The organism is Candidatus Polarisedimenticolia bacterium, assembly GCA_036004685.1.
Classification (GTDB): domain Bacteria; phylum Acidobacteriota; class Polarisedimenticolia; order Gp22-AA2; family AA152; genus DASYRE01.
Map to the genome: position 1 here is coordinate 1 of DASYRE010000032.1, position 15,442 is coordinate 15,442.

14 protein-coding genes are annotated in these 15,442 nt (G+C 66.8%); 9 read left to right on the forward strand and 5 right to left on the reverse strand.

Features of this window, described 5'->3' with window-relative positions:
• Positions 1-135: 135 nt before the first annotated feature.
• Together VGR67_08180 and VGR67_08185 are read right to left on the reverse strand one after the other, a co-directional pair.
• Positions 136-999: a CoA ester lyase gene (locus tag VGR67_08180; GenBank protein ID HEV8336375.1), complete on the reverse strand. Its 864-nt coding sequence runs from the start codon at positions 997-999 to the stop codon at positions 136-138.
• On the reverse strand, positions 996-1,499 hold the full coding sequence (locus VGR67_08185; protein HEV8336376.1) for a MaoC family dehydratase: 504 nt from the start codon (positions 1,497-1,499) through the stop codon (positions 996-998). Before VGR67_08185 ends, VGR67_08180 begins: the two co-directional genes overlap by 4 nt.
• 20 nt (positions 1,500-1,519) lie before the next feature.
• Here VGR67_08185 and VGR67_08190 point away from each other — a divergent pair, with 20 nt between their 5' ends.
• A complete protein-coding gene (locus VGR67_08190; protein HEV8336377.1) occupies positions 1,520-2,761 on the forward strand; it encodes an ATP-grasp domain-containing protein in 1,242 nt (413 codons plus the stop codon).
• A 114-nt stretch (positions 2,762-2,875) separates the two neighbouring features.
• On the opposite strand, the gene VGR67_08195 is transcribed toward VGR67_08190, so the two are convergent.
• The gene (locus VGR67_08195) at positions 2,876-4,282 is read right to left on the reverse strand and encodes a CUAEP/CCAEP-tail radical SAM protein (protein HEV8336378.1); all 1,407 of its coding nucleotides are present in this window, start codon (positions 4,280-4,282) and stop codon (positions 2,876-2,878) included.
• Positions 4,283-4,310: 28 nt separating this feature from the next.
• Positions 4,311-4,598, reverse strand: coding sequence for a NifU family protein (locus tag VGR67_08200; protein ID HEV8336379.1), 288 nt, complete (start codon positions 4,596-4,598; stop codon positions 4,311-4,313).
• A gap of 178 nt (positions 4,599-4,776) precedes the next feature.
• On the opposite strand from VGR67_08200, the gene VGR67_08205 reads away from it, so the two are divergent.
• The 4 genes from VGR67_08205 (at position 4,777) to VGR67_08220 (ending at position 9,237) form a co-directional block, all read left to right on the forward strand.
• The gene (locus tag VGR67_08205; protein HEV8336380.1) at positions 4,777-6,141 is read left to right on the forward strand and encodes a cysteine synthase A; all 1,365 of its coding nucleotides are present in this window, start codon (positions 4,777-4,779) and stop codon (positions 6,139-6,141) included.
• A gap of 28 nt (positions 6,142-6,169) precedes the next feature.
• Positions 6,170-7,339 (forward strand): pyridoxal phosphate-dependent aminotransferase, encoded by a 1,170-nt coding sequence (locus VGR67_08210; GenBank protein ID HEV8336381.1) that lies wholly within the window; start codon positions 6,170-6,172, stop codon positions 7,337-7,339.
• A 142-nt stretch (positions 7,340-7,481) separates the two neighbouring features.
• Positions 7,482-8,516 carry a thioredoxin domain-containing protein gene (locus VGR67_08215; GenBank protein ID HEV8336382.1) on the forward strand — a complete coding sequence of 345 codons (1,035 nt, stop codon included), beginning with the start codon at positions 7,482-7,484 and terminating at the stop codon, positions 8,514-8,516.
• 76 nt (positions 8,517-8,592) lie between these two features.
• On the forward strand, positions 8,593-9,237 hold the full coding sequence (locus VGR67_08220; protein ID HEV8336383.1) for a YceI family protein: 645 nt from the start codon (positions 8,593-8,595) through the stop codon (positions 9,235-9,237).
• 75 nt (positions 9,238-9,312) lie between these two features.
• On the opposite strand, the gene VGR67_08225 is transcribed toward VGR67_08220, so the two are convergent.
• A complete protein-coding gene (locus tag VGR67_08225) occupies positions 9,313-10,701 on the reverse strand; it encodes a TIGR00366 family protein (protein ID HEV8336384.1) in 1,389 nt (462 codons plus the stop codon).
• A gap of 287 nt (positions 10,702-10,988) precedes the next feature.
• Between VGR67_08225 and VGR67_08230 the strand changes: the two genes are divergently transcribed.
• From VGR67_08230 to VGR67_08245, 4 genes are read left to right on the forward strand one after another with little or no spacing between them, the layout of a single operon-like run.
• Entirely contained in the window at positions 10,989-12,233 is a 1,245-nt protein-coding gene (locus tag VGR67_08230; protein ID HEV8336385.1) for an efflux RND transporter periplasmic adaptor subunit, read from the forward strand.
• A gap of 2 nt (positions 12,234-12,235) precedes the next feature.
• Positions 12,236-12,973, forward strand: a complete 738-nt coding sequence (locus VGR67_08235; GenBank protein ID HEV8336386.1) for an ABC transporter ATP-binding protein — start codon at positions 12,236-12,238, stop codon at positions 12,971-12,973.
• On the forward strand, positions 12,970-14,202 hold the full coding sequence (locus VGR67_08240; protein HEV8336387.1) for an ABC transporter permease: 1,233 nt from the start codon (positions 12,970-12,972) through the stop codon (positions 14,200-14,202). The genes VGR67_08235 and VGR67_08240 overlap by 4 nt, the downstream gene beginning before the upstream one ends.
• Positions 14,199-15,437 (forward strand): ABC transporter permease, encoded by a 1,239-nt coding sequence (locus VGR67_08245; protein ID HEV8336388.1) that lies wholly within the window; start codon positions 14,199-14,201, stop codon positions 15,435-15,437. The genes VGR67_08240 and VGR67_08245 overlap by 4 nt, the downstream gene beginning before the upstream one ends.
• Positions 15,438-15,442: the final 5 nt, after the last annotated feature.

Sequence of the window (15,442 nt, forward strand, 5' to 3'; positions counted from 1 at the left end):
TCGGCCCCCGATCCATCCCGGCTCGCCGCGTTGCGCCTCGCTTGCGTACCGCCTTGGGTACGCGACGCTCTGGCGCGCCTTGCGATCCGGGCGCCTCGGCGACCTCGGTGTTAACATGATTTCCGAAACGCAACACTAGGCTTTCCCGGCGTCGCGGGCGCGGGCGAGCAGCCGCTCGGCGGCTCGCACCATCGGCCAGTCGACCATCTTGCCGTCCAGCGCGAACGCTCCCGTCCCGGAAGCCTGATGCCGGGCATGCAGCTCCATCAGGCGCCGCGCCCGGGCGATCTCCTCGTCCGAGGGGGTGAACGCCGCCGCGATGACGGGGACCTGCTTGGGATGGATCGCCAGCTTCCCTGAATAGCCCATCTGGCAGGCGAGCGCCGCGTCCTTCCGGAGCCCCTCCTCGTCGTCGAGATCGATGAAAACGGTGTCGATCGCCTGAAGCGAGAAGGCGGCGGCCACCGTGACGACCGCGCCGCGCGCCCAGAACGATTCCCATCCTTCACGCGTCCGCACCGCCCCCATGTCGCCCGCCAGATCCTCGGCGCCGAAGATGAGGCCTTGGAGCCGGGGATCGGCTCCGGCGATCTCCTTCAAATTGACGACGCCGCGCGCCGTCTCGATCAGCGCGAGCAGCGGCACCGGCCCCAGGGAGGTCCGCCGCACCATCTCCCGGATCTGGTCCTGCGACTCCACCTTGGGGATGACGTAGCCGTCCGGCCGCGCCGAGAGGGTCGCCTCCAGATCTCCGGCATCGAGCCCCGAGCCGACCGGGTTGATCCGGACGAGCCGCTCGCTGGCACCGAAATCGAGATTCGCCAGCGAAGCGGCGGCGATCTCGCGGGCGGCGATCTTCCGGTCCGCGGCGACCGCGTCCTCCAGGTCCAGGACGACCGCGTCGGCGCCGGCGGCGGCGGCCTTGGCCGCCTTGCGGGCGTCGTCGCCCGGCACGAACAGCAAGGTCCGGCGAACGCGGGGCGCCGGGGAGCCCGTCACGAAGGCCTCCTCAGGAAGAGCACGGTCCGCTCGACTTCCACGACGACTTCTCCCTTCTGGTTGCTCCCCCGGTGGCGGAGCCGGACGATTCCCTGTTGGGGCTTCGATTTCGAAGGCCGCTTCTCGAGCACCTCGGTCTCGACCGAGAGGGTGTCTCCGGGGAAGACCGGCCTCGGGTGCGTCACCCGCTCGTAGGAGAGGTTCGCCACGATCGTCCCCTCCGTCAGCTCGGGGACGGTGAGCCCCACCACGAGCCCGAGCGTGTAGATGCCGTTGACGATCCGCCGCCCGAAGGGAGTCCGGGAGGCGAACTCCTCGTCGAGGTGGAGAGGCTGGGTGTTGGCCGTCAGCGAGCAGAAGAGGACGTTGTCGGTCTCGGTCACGGTGCGCGCGGCGCCGTGCCGGAACCGCGCTCCCACTTCGAGGTCTTCGAAGTACTTTCCAGGCATGCGATCCTCCGCGTCACGGAGGCGGGACGCCGTGCGGACGCAGTATAACAGAGGCTGTTAGAATGCCCGGCATGGGACGCAGAGTGCTGCTGCTGATGCCCGCGACCACCTACCGGGCGGCCGATTTTCTGTCGGCGGCCGCGGCACTGGAGGTGGACGTCACGGTGGGCACCGATCAGCGCCAGACGCTGGAGGAGGCGGCCCCCGGGAGCTCGATCCAGCTCGACTTCCTGGATCCGGCCGCGGCCACGCGGCGCATCGTCGAATTCTCCCGCCGCTTCCCGCTGGCGGCAGTGATCGGCGTCGAAGACGAGACCACTCTGGTCGCGGCGACGGCCGCCGAGGCGCTGGGCCTTCCGCACAATCCGGCGGAAGCGGCGCGCGCCGGCCGGGACAAACACCGGATGCGCTTTCTCCTCAGGGCGGCCGGCCTGCAAGGGCCGGAGTTCTGGAGATTCTCCCTCGAGGAGGAGCCGCGCGCGGCGGCGCGCCAGGTTTCCTACCCCTGCGTCCTCAAGCCGCTGTTCCTGTCGGCCAGCCGCGGCGTCGTTCGCGCCGACGATCCGGCCGGCTTCCTCCGCGCCTTTCAACGCGTCCGGGAGATCCTCCTCCGGCCGGAAGTCGCGGGCAAGGGCGGGGACGCCGCCCGCTTCATCCTGGCGGAGCGTTACATTCCCGGCAAGGAGGTCGCCGTCGAAGGCCTCCTGTCGGGCGGATCGTCGAGAGTGCTTGCGTTGTTCGACAAACCCGATCCACTCGAAGGCCCCTATTTCGAGGAAACACTTTACGTAACTCCCTCGCGCCTGCCGCGGGAGACCCAGGAGGAGATCGCGGCCACCGTCGGGCGGGCCGCGTCGGCCCTCCATCTGAGGGAGGGGCCGTTGCACGCGGAGCTGAGAGTCAACGACGAAGGGGTGTGGCCGCTCGAGCTGGCGCCGCGCTCGATCGGCGGGCTCTGTTCGCGGGCGCTGCGCTTCGGGGCGGGCCTCTCCCTCGAAGAGCTGATCCTGCGCCACGCCCTCGGCCTGGAAGTCGGAAGCCTCGTGCGGGAGCGCTCGGCCGCGGGCGTGATGATGATCCCGATTCCAGGCGGCGGAGTGCTGCGGGAGTTCGGCGGCGCGGACGAGGCGCGGCGGGTCCGGGGGATCGAATCGGTGACCCAGTCGATTCCGCTCGGCCAGGAAATCTGGCCGCTTCCCGAGGGAGCGCGCTACCTCGGCTTCATCGTCGCCCGCGGCGAGACCCCCGAGGAAGTCGAAGAAGCTCTCCGGCGCGCCCACCGGCGTCTTTCGATCGTGGTCTCACCCGCCTGATCAAGCCGCCTCCGGGGTGCGCCCCGCGAGCGCCCGGCGGCCGGCCGGTCCTTCCTTTCAAACGAGGCGATTGACGTGGCGCAGAGGGTCCAACTGACCCTCGGTGGGCTCGGCTCAGCAGAACCACGATTCGGTGAGCCGCGGAAGATGCCGCCTGGGAAAGGAGTCGGACGGGAGCAGGCCGACGGAATCCTCGGCGGACGGCGCGCCCGCCGCGGCGCGGATGCACCGCCCGATCCGCCGGAACGTCAGCCGGGGATCCTCCTGATCGTGGGCCGCCCTCTCGATCAGGGCGGTGATCCTGCGGTGCAGGGCGTCCATTCGGGGGTCGGGGTGCGACCAGGCATGACTGATCGAGGCGCTTTCGCCCGATTCCTTGAGGTAGGGGAGCATCGCCGGATGCGAGAGAAGCAGCGAGCCCGCCGGGATCAGGAGCCGGACGGCGAGCTGCACCGGGTCGACCGCCTCGATGAGATCCTCCTCCTCGATGAAATCGACAAGCTCGCCGTACTCCTCGAGCGTCGACCAGGGAGTGAACGGGAGGAGGGAAGGGCGCAGCGTGATGCCGGCGTCGCGCACGATCCGGAAAGCCTCCAGCGCGTCGGCGCGCGAGTGCCCCTTGTCGAGAATCCCGAGCACCCGGTCGCTCAGCGACTCGACCGCCGAGACGATGAACGAGCAGCCGAGCGACGCCATCTCCGGAAGGAGCCCGCGGTGCTTCAGGAGATGCTCGATCTTGGCGGTGAAATCGTAGCTCACGAAAGGGAACTCCCGCCGCATCTCCCGCAGGATGGCCAGCGAGTGGGCCGGGCCGTTCAGGAAGTCGGGATCGCCGAAGGTGACGTGCCGGGCGCCCGCTTCTACTTGCGAGCGGACGTCCGCGAGGACGACGTCTCGCGGAACGACGAAGAAGCGGCCGTCATAGACGGGGGGGATCGGGCAGTGGCGGCAGCGGTGCAGGCAGCCGCGGCTCGCCTCGGTGTAGCCGGCGAGACGGGTCTCCTCGCCGGTGACCAGCGACGCATAAGAGGCGAGCGGCGCCAGCAGCCTTCTCTCCGGGGGCGCGAACCGGAGCCGCGCCAGGATCGGAGGCTCGGGACGACCCGGAACTCCCAGCCCCGGCACGCTGCGCGGGTCCGCGCCGCGTTCCAGCGCCTCCGCCAGGGCGACCAGCGCTTCCTCATATTCGCCGCCGATGACGGAATCGGCGAGGGTCCCGAGCAGGCAGGCGGCGTTCAAGTGCGCATAGAGACCGTAGAAGCAAACGTGACACGCCGGGTTCAGCCGGCGAATCCTCTCGGCGACGCGCATTCCCAGGCGGAGCGCGGTGTGCATCGGGACCGAGATGCCGATCAGGCGCGCCCGGAGGATTCTGGAGGGAAGCAGCGGCCCGCGCGCCACGTCGAGCGCGTCGGGGGCGAAGCCGGCCCGCTGGAGGAAGCCGAGAGGCGAAGCGATTCCGTGGGGCTGGTGGCCCAGCTCGTAGCAGGAGATTAGGAGGATCGAACCGGGCTGCCTCATCGGCGAAGCTCGAAAGCGGCGGCCCGGTCTACTTGGAGGGCTGGTAGTAAGGGTTGGTGCCGCCCGCGTGGTCGGTCGTATCGACGATTTGCTGGACTTCCGGGATCTCCTCGCGAATCATCCGCTCGATTCCCTGCTTGAGGGTCACGTTGGCCATGCCGCACCCTTGGCAGCCCCCTCCCATCCGCAGGTAGACGACGCCGTCCTTGAAATCGAGAAGCTCGATGAAGCCCCCGTGTCCCGCGACGGCCGGATTGATCTGGTAATCGATCATTTCCTGGATCTTCGACTTGAGGTCGCCGCCGCTCTCTTCCATGTTCCACTCCGTCTTTGCGCCGTCGTCTTTTGCGCCGTCGTCGCCGACTCGGCCGACTCGCCAAGCGCCGCCACCTGCATTCTAGCACTTTTCGGCCGGCGGGAGGCGCGCCCCGGGGCGCGCCCCGGCCTTCGGGCGGCCTTGACTCTTTCCCCCGCTTGGCATCAAGATCCCCGCCATGAACGTCTTCGACAACGTCATCGACGCGGTGGGGAAGACTCCGCTGGTCCGGATCAACCGGCTGGGCCAGGAGACGGGCGCGACCTTCTACGCCAAGCTGGAGTACCTCAATCCCGGCGCCAGCGTCAAGGATCGCATCGCCATCCAGATCGTCGACGACGCGGAGAAGACGGGCCGCCTCAAGCCGGGGGGCACGATCGTCGAGTGCACCTCGGGCAACACCGGCATGGGCCTCGCCATGGTCTGCGCGGCGCGCGGCTACCACACCATCCTGGTGATGCCCGACAAGGTGAGCGACGAGAAGATCAAGGCGCTGCAGGCGTTCGGCGCCAAGGTCGTTTCCACCCCGACGGCGGTCTCTCCGGAGGATCCCCGAAGCTACTATCAGGTGGCCCGGCGAATCGCCGAAACCACCCCCAATGCCTTCTTCGCCAACCAGTACGACAATCCCAGCAACGCTGAGGCCCATTTCCGGACGACCGGCCCCGAAATCTGGGAGCAGCTCGGGGACCGCCTGGACGCCGTCGTGGTGGCCACCGGAACCGGGGGGACGATCACCGGAATCGCCCGCTACATCAAGCCTCGCAAGCAATCGGTCAGGATGGTCCTCGTCGATCCGGTCGGCTCGATCTATTACGACTACGTCCGGACGGGGACCGCGCCGAAGGTCCTCAAGACCTACAAGGTGGAGGGATTCGGGGAGGACTTCATCCCCGGCAGCATCGATCTCGAGGTGGTGGACGACGTGGTGCAGGTCTCGGACAAGGAATGCTTCCAGATGGCCCGGGAGCTGACGCGCAAGGAAGGGCTGTTCGGGGGCGGCTCCTGCGGCGGCGCCATGGCCGGCGCGATCAAGTTCGCCCGCGAGCGCCCCGAGGCGAAGACGATCGTCCTGATCCTGCCCGATTCGGGTTCCCGTTACCTGAGCAAGGTGTACGACGACCGGTGGCTTCGGCAGAACGATTTCCTCGATGAGGATCTCGAAGGGAAGGTCGCCGATCTCATGGACAAGCGCCGGCAGCAGGTGATCTCGGCGCAGGCCTCCGATCCGGTCCGCTCCGTCATCGGCCTCATGAAGAAGCACGGCATCTCCCAGCTTCCGGTCCTCGACGGCGAGCAGCTGACCGGGATGATCTCGGAGGGGGGATTGCTGGGGGCCCTCCTGGGCGATCCGGCCGCCGCGCACCGTCCCGTCGGCGGCCTGGCCGAGCCCAATTACGAGGTCACTGAGCCGGCCGCGCCGATCTCCCGGCTCTCCGACATCATCTCGCGCGGCAAGGTCGCCCTGGTCGTCGAGAAGGGGCGGCTGCGGGGCGTGATCACGAAATTCGATCTCATCGAGTATCTGGCCGCCACCCGCTGACCGGCCCGCAGCAAGGACCCACCGCGTGATGTTCTCCTCCCGAACCGGCTGGGATCGATCCTCGAACCGCCTCGCCCGCCTGCTGGAGGAAAGGCGGTCCGGCGCGGAGCCGATTCTCGACTTGACCGAGACCAATCCCACCCGCGCGGGTTTTGCCTACCCTGGGCCGGAGATCCTCAGGGCGCTCGCCCGGCCGGCGTCCCTCGCCTACGAGCCGAATCCGCGCGGCCTGCGCCCGGCGCGAGAGGCGATCGCGCGCGTCTTCGCGGAGCGGGGCGTCGGAGTGAGCGCGGAGGATCTGTTTCTCACGGCGAGCTCGAGCGACTCCTATGCCTGGGTTTTCAAGCTTCTCGCCGATCCCGGGGACGAGGTGCTGGTGCCGCAGCCGAGCTACCCCCTTTTCGACTTCCTTGCCCGCCTCGATTCCGTCCGCTCCGTTCCCTACCCCCTCTCCCCCGAAGGGGGTTGGGCCCTCGAGCCGTCCGCGGTGACGTCGCGGCTCGGCCCGAGGACCCGGGCGGTGGTGATCGTCAGCCCCAACAATCCCACGGGGACCTATCTGAAGCGCGACGAGCTCGAAGGCCTCGCGCCGGCTTGCCATGAGCGCGGGGCGGCCCTCGTCGGGGACGAAGTCTTCGCCGAATACCCGGAAGGTCCCGATCCCCGCCGCGCGGCCAGCGTGCTGGAAGCGGAGTCGGTCCTCTCCTTCAGCCTGGGGGGACTTTCCAAGCTGGCCGGGTTGCCGCAGCTGAAGCTGGGCTGGATCGCCGTCGGGGGCCCCGCCAACCTGCGCCGGGAGGCCTGCGAGCGCTTGGAGTTGATCGCCGACACCTATCTCCCGGTGAACATTCCCGTCCAACAGGCCGCCCCGGACCTGCTGGAGCTTTCCCGGGGGCTCCGCGGGGAGATCCAGCGGCGGGTGCGGCGGAACCGCGCCTTTCTTCAAGAAAAGGCGGCCGGCTCGGCCTGCCAGGCGCTTCCGGGGGAAGGGGGCTGGTCGGCGGTCCTCAGGATCCCGGCCCTGATGTCCGAGGAGGATTGGGTTCTCTGCCTGCTGGAACGGGATCATGTCCTGGTTCATCCCGGCTATTTCTTCGATTTTCCCTCGCCCGCCTACCTCGTCCTGAGCCTCCTCCCGGCGGAGGGGGTCTTTCGGGAAGGCGTCGAGCGCATCGCGGCGCGCGTGCGAGAGTCCTGACTCCGGCGGATGCCGGTTGGAATTCGGGGAGGGCAGGCCTTACAATGGGCTCCGGGAATTTCGCTCCCCACGTCATCGTTCGATCGGCGAGGCTCCGGGAAGGGCTCCGGGGACGTCGCCGAATTTTCCAACCCAGGAGGTCATGATGTTCCCCCGTTTCCGATGGTTTCCCCTGATCGCGTTCGTGGCGCTTTGTTTCGTGGTCGCCGCCTGCTCCTCGGCGACCTCCGTCGGGGCCTCCTCCAAGAAAGACACAACGGCCTTGAATCCCGCCGTCGCGATGATCGACGGGCAGCCGATCACCCAGAGCGAGCTCGACGAGAAGGTCAGCCAACAGCTCTACGAGGTCCGGCAGCAGGCCCTCGAGCAGATGCTCGCGGAGAGGCTCCTGGACAAGGAAGCCAAGGTGCAGGGAGTCACCCGGGAAGCCCTGCTGGAGAAGGAGATCAATGCGAAGGTGACGGAGCCGACGCAGGCCGAGATCGATCAGGTCTGGGAAGCCAACAAGGCGCGGCTGCCGGGGAAGACCAAGGAGCAGGTGCAGCCCGAAATCGTCAAGTTCCTCAAGGAGCAGAAGAAGCCTCCCATCCAGCAGAGCTTCCTGAAATCGCTGCGCAGCAAGTACAAGGTTCAGGTCTTGATGGAGCCGGCCCGCGTCGCCGTCGGCGTCGACGACGATCCGTCCCGGGGGCCCGCGGCCGCGAAAGTGACGATCGTCGAGTTTTCCGATTTCCAGTGCCCCTTCTGCAGCCGTGTGGAGGGGACCGTGAAGCAGGTCCTCGAGAACTACAAGGACAAGGTGCGGTTCGTCTATCGTGATTTCCCGCTCTCCATGCACCCCCTGGCCCCGAAGGCGTCCGAGGCGGCCCAATGCGCCAACGAGCAGGGGAAGTTTTGGGAGTATCACGACGCCCTCTACGCCGACCAGAGCAAGCTTGCCGTGGCCGATCTTCAGGCCACCGCGGAACGGCTGGGGCTGAAGGGCGACGCTTTCAAGACCTGTCTCGAATCGGGCAAGTTCGCCGCGGAAGTGAGCAAGGACATGCAAGACGGGACGAAGGCGGGAGTGAGCAGCACGCCCTCGTTCTTCATCAACGGGATTCCGGTCGTGGGCGCACAGGGCTACGAAGCCTTCTCAGAGGTGATCGATCGGGAGCTGGCAAAACCCGGAAAGTAGAGCCGGCCTTTCGGAATCGCCCCGCTGTCGCGCAGCATCTCAGGAAACGTCGCTTCTCTACTCAACTGGAGGTGTCGTGAAGGTCAACCGAGCTCTTCCCGTCCTGGTGCTGAGCCTGATGCTGCCCGCCGCGTTCGTCTTCGCCGTCACCGAAAGCGCCAAGAACGAAGCCTACAAGATCGATCCGGACCACTCCAACGTGGGATTCTCGATTCGCCACTTCTTCAGCAAGGTCCCGGGCCACTTCAAGAACTACGAAGGAACGATTGCCCTCGATCCCAAGGATCTCTCGAAGGCGAAGGTCGACGTCTCGATCGACACCGGCAGCATCGACACGGGTGTGGAGGATCGGGATAAGCACCTGAAGAGTCCCGACTTCTTCGACGCCGCCAAGTACCCCAAGATGACCTTCGTCTCGACCGAAGTGATCCAGAAAGGGCCGAATCACGCCGCGGTGAAAGGCAACCTCACCTTGCACGGAGTCACCAAGCCGGTCACGCTGGAGGCGGACGTCCTCGGCTTCAGCCCGGACCCGTGGGGAGGATACCGCGGCGGCTTTGAAGCGAAGACCACCCTCAAGCGGAGCGATTTTGGAATCTCCTGGAACAAGGCGGTGGAAGGGGGAGGGTTGCTTCTCGGCGACGACGTCGAAGTCACCCTGAACATCGAGGCCGTTCGGGAAACCCCCAAGGCGGCCGAACCGGCCCCGAAGAAGAACTGACTTTTCGGCCGGTCCGGAAGTCCGGGAAACGGGAAGGGGCGCTGCGGCGCCCCTTTTTTCATGCTCCGAGCCTCGTCAATTCAAGACGGGGGGAACGTAGGGAAGCGTCTGCGCGAACAGCCAGCAGAGGAAGAGGACGATCGGCGCATGGAACGCGAGCTGCAGGATCGAATAGCCCGCCAAGTCGCGAGCCCGGACGTTGAGGATTCCCATCAAAGGAAGCATCCAGAAAGGATTGATGAGATTCGGGAGCGCCTCCGCGGCGTTGTAGATCTGCACCGTCCAGCCGAGATGCACCTTCCAGGCGTTGGCCCCCGCCATCACGTAAGGGGCTTCGATCACCCACTTCCCTCCGCCGGAAGGGACGAACAGCCCCAGGACCGCGGAGTAGACGGCGACCATCAGGGGAAAAGTCGCCTTCGTCGAAAGGCGCACGAACCAGTCGGCGAGGAAGCCGGCAAGATGGGTCCGCGAGATCATGCCGAAGATCCCCGCATAGAACGGGAACTGGATCAACACCCCGGCGGTGGCGGGAACCGATTTCGCCACCGCCGAGAGAAACGATTTCGGCCGTCCGTGCAGGAGGAGCCCAAGCGCCAGAAAGGCCATGTTGAAGTGGTTCAGATCCAGCGCCGCGACGAGGCCCTTCCGATAGAGCTGGAGTCCCAGGTAGACGGCCATCAGCCCCGCCACCGCCACCCCCAGCACGACACTGTCCTCGACCTTCTCGGCGGGCGTCCTGGCCGGAGCGCGCTCCACCGTCAGCGGCTCGAACCGGATCCCCATCTGCCGGGCCGTCCGGGCGTTCTTGGCCGAGGGGCAGGAGAAGTAGGCCACGGCGACCGAGACGGCGACCAGCACCGCGGCGGAGGCCAGGTTCTGCCAGAGCAGGATCGTATCGCTCAAGGGGATGACTCCGGTGACCGGAAGCAGGGCGGCGGGGATCGCCGAGCGGGTCGCCTGCATCAGGGCGGCCGAGGAGGAGAAGCCGAGGGCCCAGACGCTGCCCAATCCAAGGTAGGCCGCCGCCCCGATGGCGCGATAGTCGACCCCTTCGACCCGGGACACCACTTCCCGGACGAGGAGCCCCGTGAAGACCAGTGAAAGGCCCCAGGAGATCATCGAGGTGGCCATGGCGAAGAAGGCCACGAAGGCGACGGCGCTCCTCGGCTGGACGGGCAGGGAGGCGAGGGCGCGGATGAGCCGCGCCGCGGGCGGTGAGCAGGCGACCACGAAGCCACCCAGGATCACCATCACCATCTGCATGGTGAAGGGGACCAGGACCCAGAATCCTTCGCCGAACTCGGTCACCAGGCGCTGCGGGCTCTCCCCCAGCAGCAGGCCGGCGCCGAAGGTGAGCAGGACGGCGGCCAGGGCGAAAACGAAGGCGTCCGGGAAGTAGCGCTCGCAAGCCTCGGCGAGCCGCTGTCCGGCTCGGGCCAGGGGCGGTGGCTTGGCGCTCATCGAGCCCTCCAAGAAACGGCATTCCCCTCGTGGGACGGCATTTCGGATCGCTCGCGCCGGCGGCGGCGAGCCGGGCGCGGGGGGCATTCTAGTCCAGATGGGAAATCCCCCCGAAGTCATTTTCGCCCGGCGGCCTTCGCCCGGGGAGCCTCGTGCTAAACTTGGCGAACAATCCAGTCCGAACTTTCGTAACAGAGGGCAGCGGCGCAAAACTCAGCCGGCTCTGCGGGAGGCCGATCCCCCAGGCCCGAAAACATATCTCGAGTCTCGAACAGGGAGGAACTTGCATGGCAGGCATGTCGAGGAAGGGGAGACGCCGGTGGATCTGGGTCGGACTGATTCTGATCCTCGTGCTTGGGGGTGGGGCCGCCTTCTATGCCAAAGGAAGCTTCGCCCGGAACAACCGGGGGGTTTCTCCCGAGGACCTCGACATCCGCCTGGGGAAGTCGGAGATTTCCGAGATTCAGGTCACCGTCAACGAAGTCGGGACGATCGAGCCGGTCGTGAAGGTGGACGTGAAATCGACCCTTTCCGGAAAGGTCACCGAGCTGCTCGTCCGCGAAGGGGACCGGGTGGTGCGCGGGCAGATCCTGGCCCGCGTCGAGCCCGACGTCAATCAGGCGCAGACCCTGTCCGAGGTGCGCTCGAACCTCAACATGGCGGAGATCCGGGCCCGGGACGCCCAGAAGGACCTGGAGACCAACACCCGGCTGCACGAAGAGGGGCTCCTCTCCGACGTGCAGCTCAAGGATTTCAGCGTGCGCTTCGAGGCGGCCTCCGAGACGCTGGAATCGGCCCGGACGAAGAACCTCATCGTGAAGGAGAGTGGCATCCCGATCGAGGGGAAGATCTCCACGTCCCAGCGGGTGAACATCGTCTCTCCCATGGACGGCACCGTCATCAAGCGGAACGTCGAGGTGGGACAGACGGTCAGCTCGGGCCTCTCCTCGTTCAACGAAGGCACGGCCCTGTACACGGTGGCCGACGTCGGCTCGATGCTGATCAAGGCCTCGATCAACGAGGTGGACATCGGCCGGGTCCGCGACCGCATGCCGGTCATGATCACGGTCGACGCGTTTCCCTACAAGCGCTTCGACGGAAGCGTCACGCACATCTCCCCGGCCGCGCGCCTCAAGGAGAAAGTGAAGGTCTTCGACGTCGAGGTGACGCTGAGGGAGCAAATCCCCGACTTCCGCGCCGGCATGACGGCCAACATCGAGGTTCGCGGCGACAAGGTCTCCAAAGTGCTGGGCGTTCCGGTCGAGGCGATATTCAAGAAGAAGGACCGTGAGCTGGTGTACGTGTTGAAGAAGACGTTCGACGAGGCGAAGGCAGGCCAGAAGCAGCCCCGCAAGACGAAGTCGGGGAAGCTCGACGTCTCGGATGTCTGGGAGCGCTTCTTCGAGGAGAAGGAGGTCAAGGTCGGGCTGGTGAGCCTCGAGCGGGCCCAGATTCTCGAGGGACTCAAGGAAGGAGCCGAGCTGGCGCTGGAGGATCCGACCCGGCCGCGCCAGATCGAGGAAGAGAACTGACCGTGACGAGCACGACGCCCCTCGCTGAGGATTCCACCGGCCCCATCATCCGTCTCGAAGGGGTTCGGAAGGTTTACGGGGACGGCGACGACCAGGTCCAGGCCCTGCGCGGCATATCGCTGGAGCTGGCCTCGGGCGACTACGCCGCCATCATGGGGCCTTCCGGATCCGGCAAGTCGACCTTGATGCATATCCTCGGATGTCTCGACATCCCGACGGACGGGGAGTACCTCCTGGCGGGGACCCCGGTCTCGAAGATGTCGTCGCGGCAGCTCGCCCGGATCCGGAACCGGCGGGTCGGGTTCGTCTTCCAGACCTTCAACCTCCTGCCGCGCTCCAGCATCCTGCGGAACGTCGAGCTGCCCATGCTCTACGGGGGCACCGGACGGGCCGAGCGCCGCCGGCGGGCGCTGGAGGCGCTCGGGAAAGTCGGTCTCGCCGAGCGCGCCCGCGCGGTTCCCTCCCAGCTTTCGGGAGGGCAGCGGCAGAGGGTGGCGATTGCCCGGGCGCTGGTGAACGATCCTTCCATCATCCTCGCCGACGAGCCCACCGGGAACCTGGACACGAAAACGGGCCAGGACATCCTCGAGCTCTTCGGAGATCTCCATCGTCAGGGCCACACCGTCATCCTGGTCACCCACGATCCGAACGTGGCGGCGCGCGCCAGCCGCGTCGTCCGCATCGTCGATGGTCTCGTCGCCTCTCCCGAGGAAGACGACGCCGGAGGCGCCGGCCATTGAACCTGCGTGAGTCGATCGTCGACGGCCTGGTGGACGTCCGGACGCACAAGATGCGGACGTTCCTTCAGACGCTGGGAGTCATTCTCGGCGTCGCCTCCTTGGTGGCGGTGCAGGGCCTGGTCGATTCGGGGCGCCGCCAGGCGACGAAGTTCTTCTCCGAGTTCGGCGGGCTGACGAAGATCCTGGTCGTGAACCGTCCCGTCAAGGCGACGGTCGTGACGGCGCGGCAGCTGGCCAGCGACGGGCTGACCTGGAGCGACGCCCTGGCGATCAGGCAGGAGGTCCCGTTCGCCACGCAGGTCGACCCGATCGCCCAGGCGGAGCTGCCGATACGCTACGGCGACTACGAGCGGACCAACGACGTGACCGGCGCGACGCCGGACTATACGAGCGTCTACAAGTTCTACCCGGCCCGCGGCCGGTTCCTGATTCCCGACGACATCGAGTCGCAGTCGAGGGTCTGCGTCCTCGGGGACACGGCGGCCCGATTCTACTTCGGCAACGAGGATCCGGTGGGCAAGATCCTGACGATCTCCGACGTCGGCTTCAAGGTCGTCGGGGTGATGAGGCGCAAGGAATTCTATTTCGGCAAGGGAGACCACAACGCCCTGGAGTGGATGAACCGCCAGACGTTCGTCCCGCTCTCCGCGATGATCGCCCGGTTCAGCGGCGACACGCGCAAGCGCGTCCAGTACATCAACGTCATGGTGGACAAGGTCGAGAACAACCCGAAAGCCGCGGAGGCGATCAAGGCCATTCTGCTGCGGCGCCACGCCGGCGTCCCCGATTTCGAGGTAATCAACCGCGCGGAGAGGATGCGGCAGCGCGCCGAGCAGAACCAGGCTTTCGACGTCGTCTTTCTCGTGAGCGGAATTGTTTCGCTCGTCGTCGGCGGGATCGTCATCATGAACATCATGCTCGCCTCCTTCCAGGAGAGGATTCGGGAGGTGGGGATCCGGAAGGCGATGGGGGCGCTGGGCACCGACATCGCGGCCCAGTTCCTGGTCGAGTCGATCCTGGTGACCTCCATCGGCGGCACCCTGGGGCTGGCCCTGGGCGTCGGCTTCGCCCAGGCGATCTCCGCGCTGATCGGGCAGCCGGCGATCATCACGATGAAGATGGCGCTCGTGGGAGTCATCGCGTCGGTGACGGTCGGCCTGTTCTTCGGCCTCTATCCGGCGGTCAAGGCCTCGCGCCTGAACCCGGTGGAGGCGCTGAGGTACGAATGAAGCTCTGGGAGATCCTGCGGACCGTTCTCGGCGAGATCCGCCACCACAAGATGCGCTCCATGCTCACGCTTCTCGGGATCATCCTGGGGACGCTCTCGATCACGGTGATGACCTCCTTGCTCGAGGGGATCATCACCACGGTCTGGGCCGGCTTCGCCGACATCGGCTACGACGGGGTGGTCCTGGTCCTGAATCGAGGGGCGAGGGACCTGCGGGAGTCCGCCGTGTTCGCCCGCTCCGAAGGCCTGCGCCCCCGCGACGCGGAAATCGTCCTGGCGCGCCGCAAGCTGGTCACCGCGGTCGCGCCGGTCACCTTCTGGGAGGAGATCGTCCGGAACGGGAGCGTCCAGCGCAAGGCCAGGATCAGCGGCGTGACCCCCTCCTACGCCACGGTGCGCAACCGGGAGGTGGAATCGGGACGCTTCTTCAACGAGGTGGACGAGAACTCCTTCACCCGGGTCTGCGTCCTCGGGTACCGCCTGAAGAACCGCTTGTTCGGCAGCGAGGACCCGCTCGGCAAGACGGTGAAGGTCGGCGAGCGGGTCTTCACCGTGGTGGGCGTCGGCAAGAAGCTGGGCAACCAGTTCGTGAACGACGACGACTTCATCGAGGAGATGGAGGGACTCTACGTGCCGCTCGGCACGCTGAGGAAGTTCTACAAAGGGGAGGCCGAGCCCCTGGACGCCCTGGCGATCAAGACCGGCGAGGTGGAGCGGCTGGGAGACGTGAAGGCGGAGGTCCAGGCCTCCTTGAAGATCGCCCATCGCGGGGCCGAAGACTTCCGGGTCCAGAACATCGCCGAGGAGCTGCTGCGCGCCCGCCAGGAGGTCACCGAGGAGATCCGGTCGTGGACGGTCGTCCTGAGCGCCATCGCGGGAGTCTCGCTGGTCGTGGGGGGGATTGGCCTTCTCTCGGTGATGCTCATCTCCATCGGGGAGCGCCTCTACGAGATCGGGCTGCGGAAAGCGATCGGCGCCACCGACTTCGAGATCTTTCTCCAGTTCCTCTCCGAGTCGGTGATCCTCTCCTCGCTCGGGGGGCTGCTCGGGATCGGCGGCGGCATCGCGATCACGAAATGGGCGGGAAGCTTCTTCCGCTCGGGATTGCCGATCCATCTCGACGGGCTGGCGATCGCCCTGGGGACCGCCCTGGTCCTCGGGGTCCTCTCCGGGATCTACCCCGCTCTGAAAGCGTCACGGCTCGAGCCGGTGGAGGCCCTCCGATCCTCGGCGTGATGCGA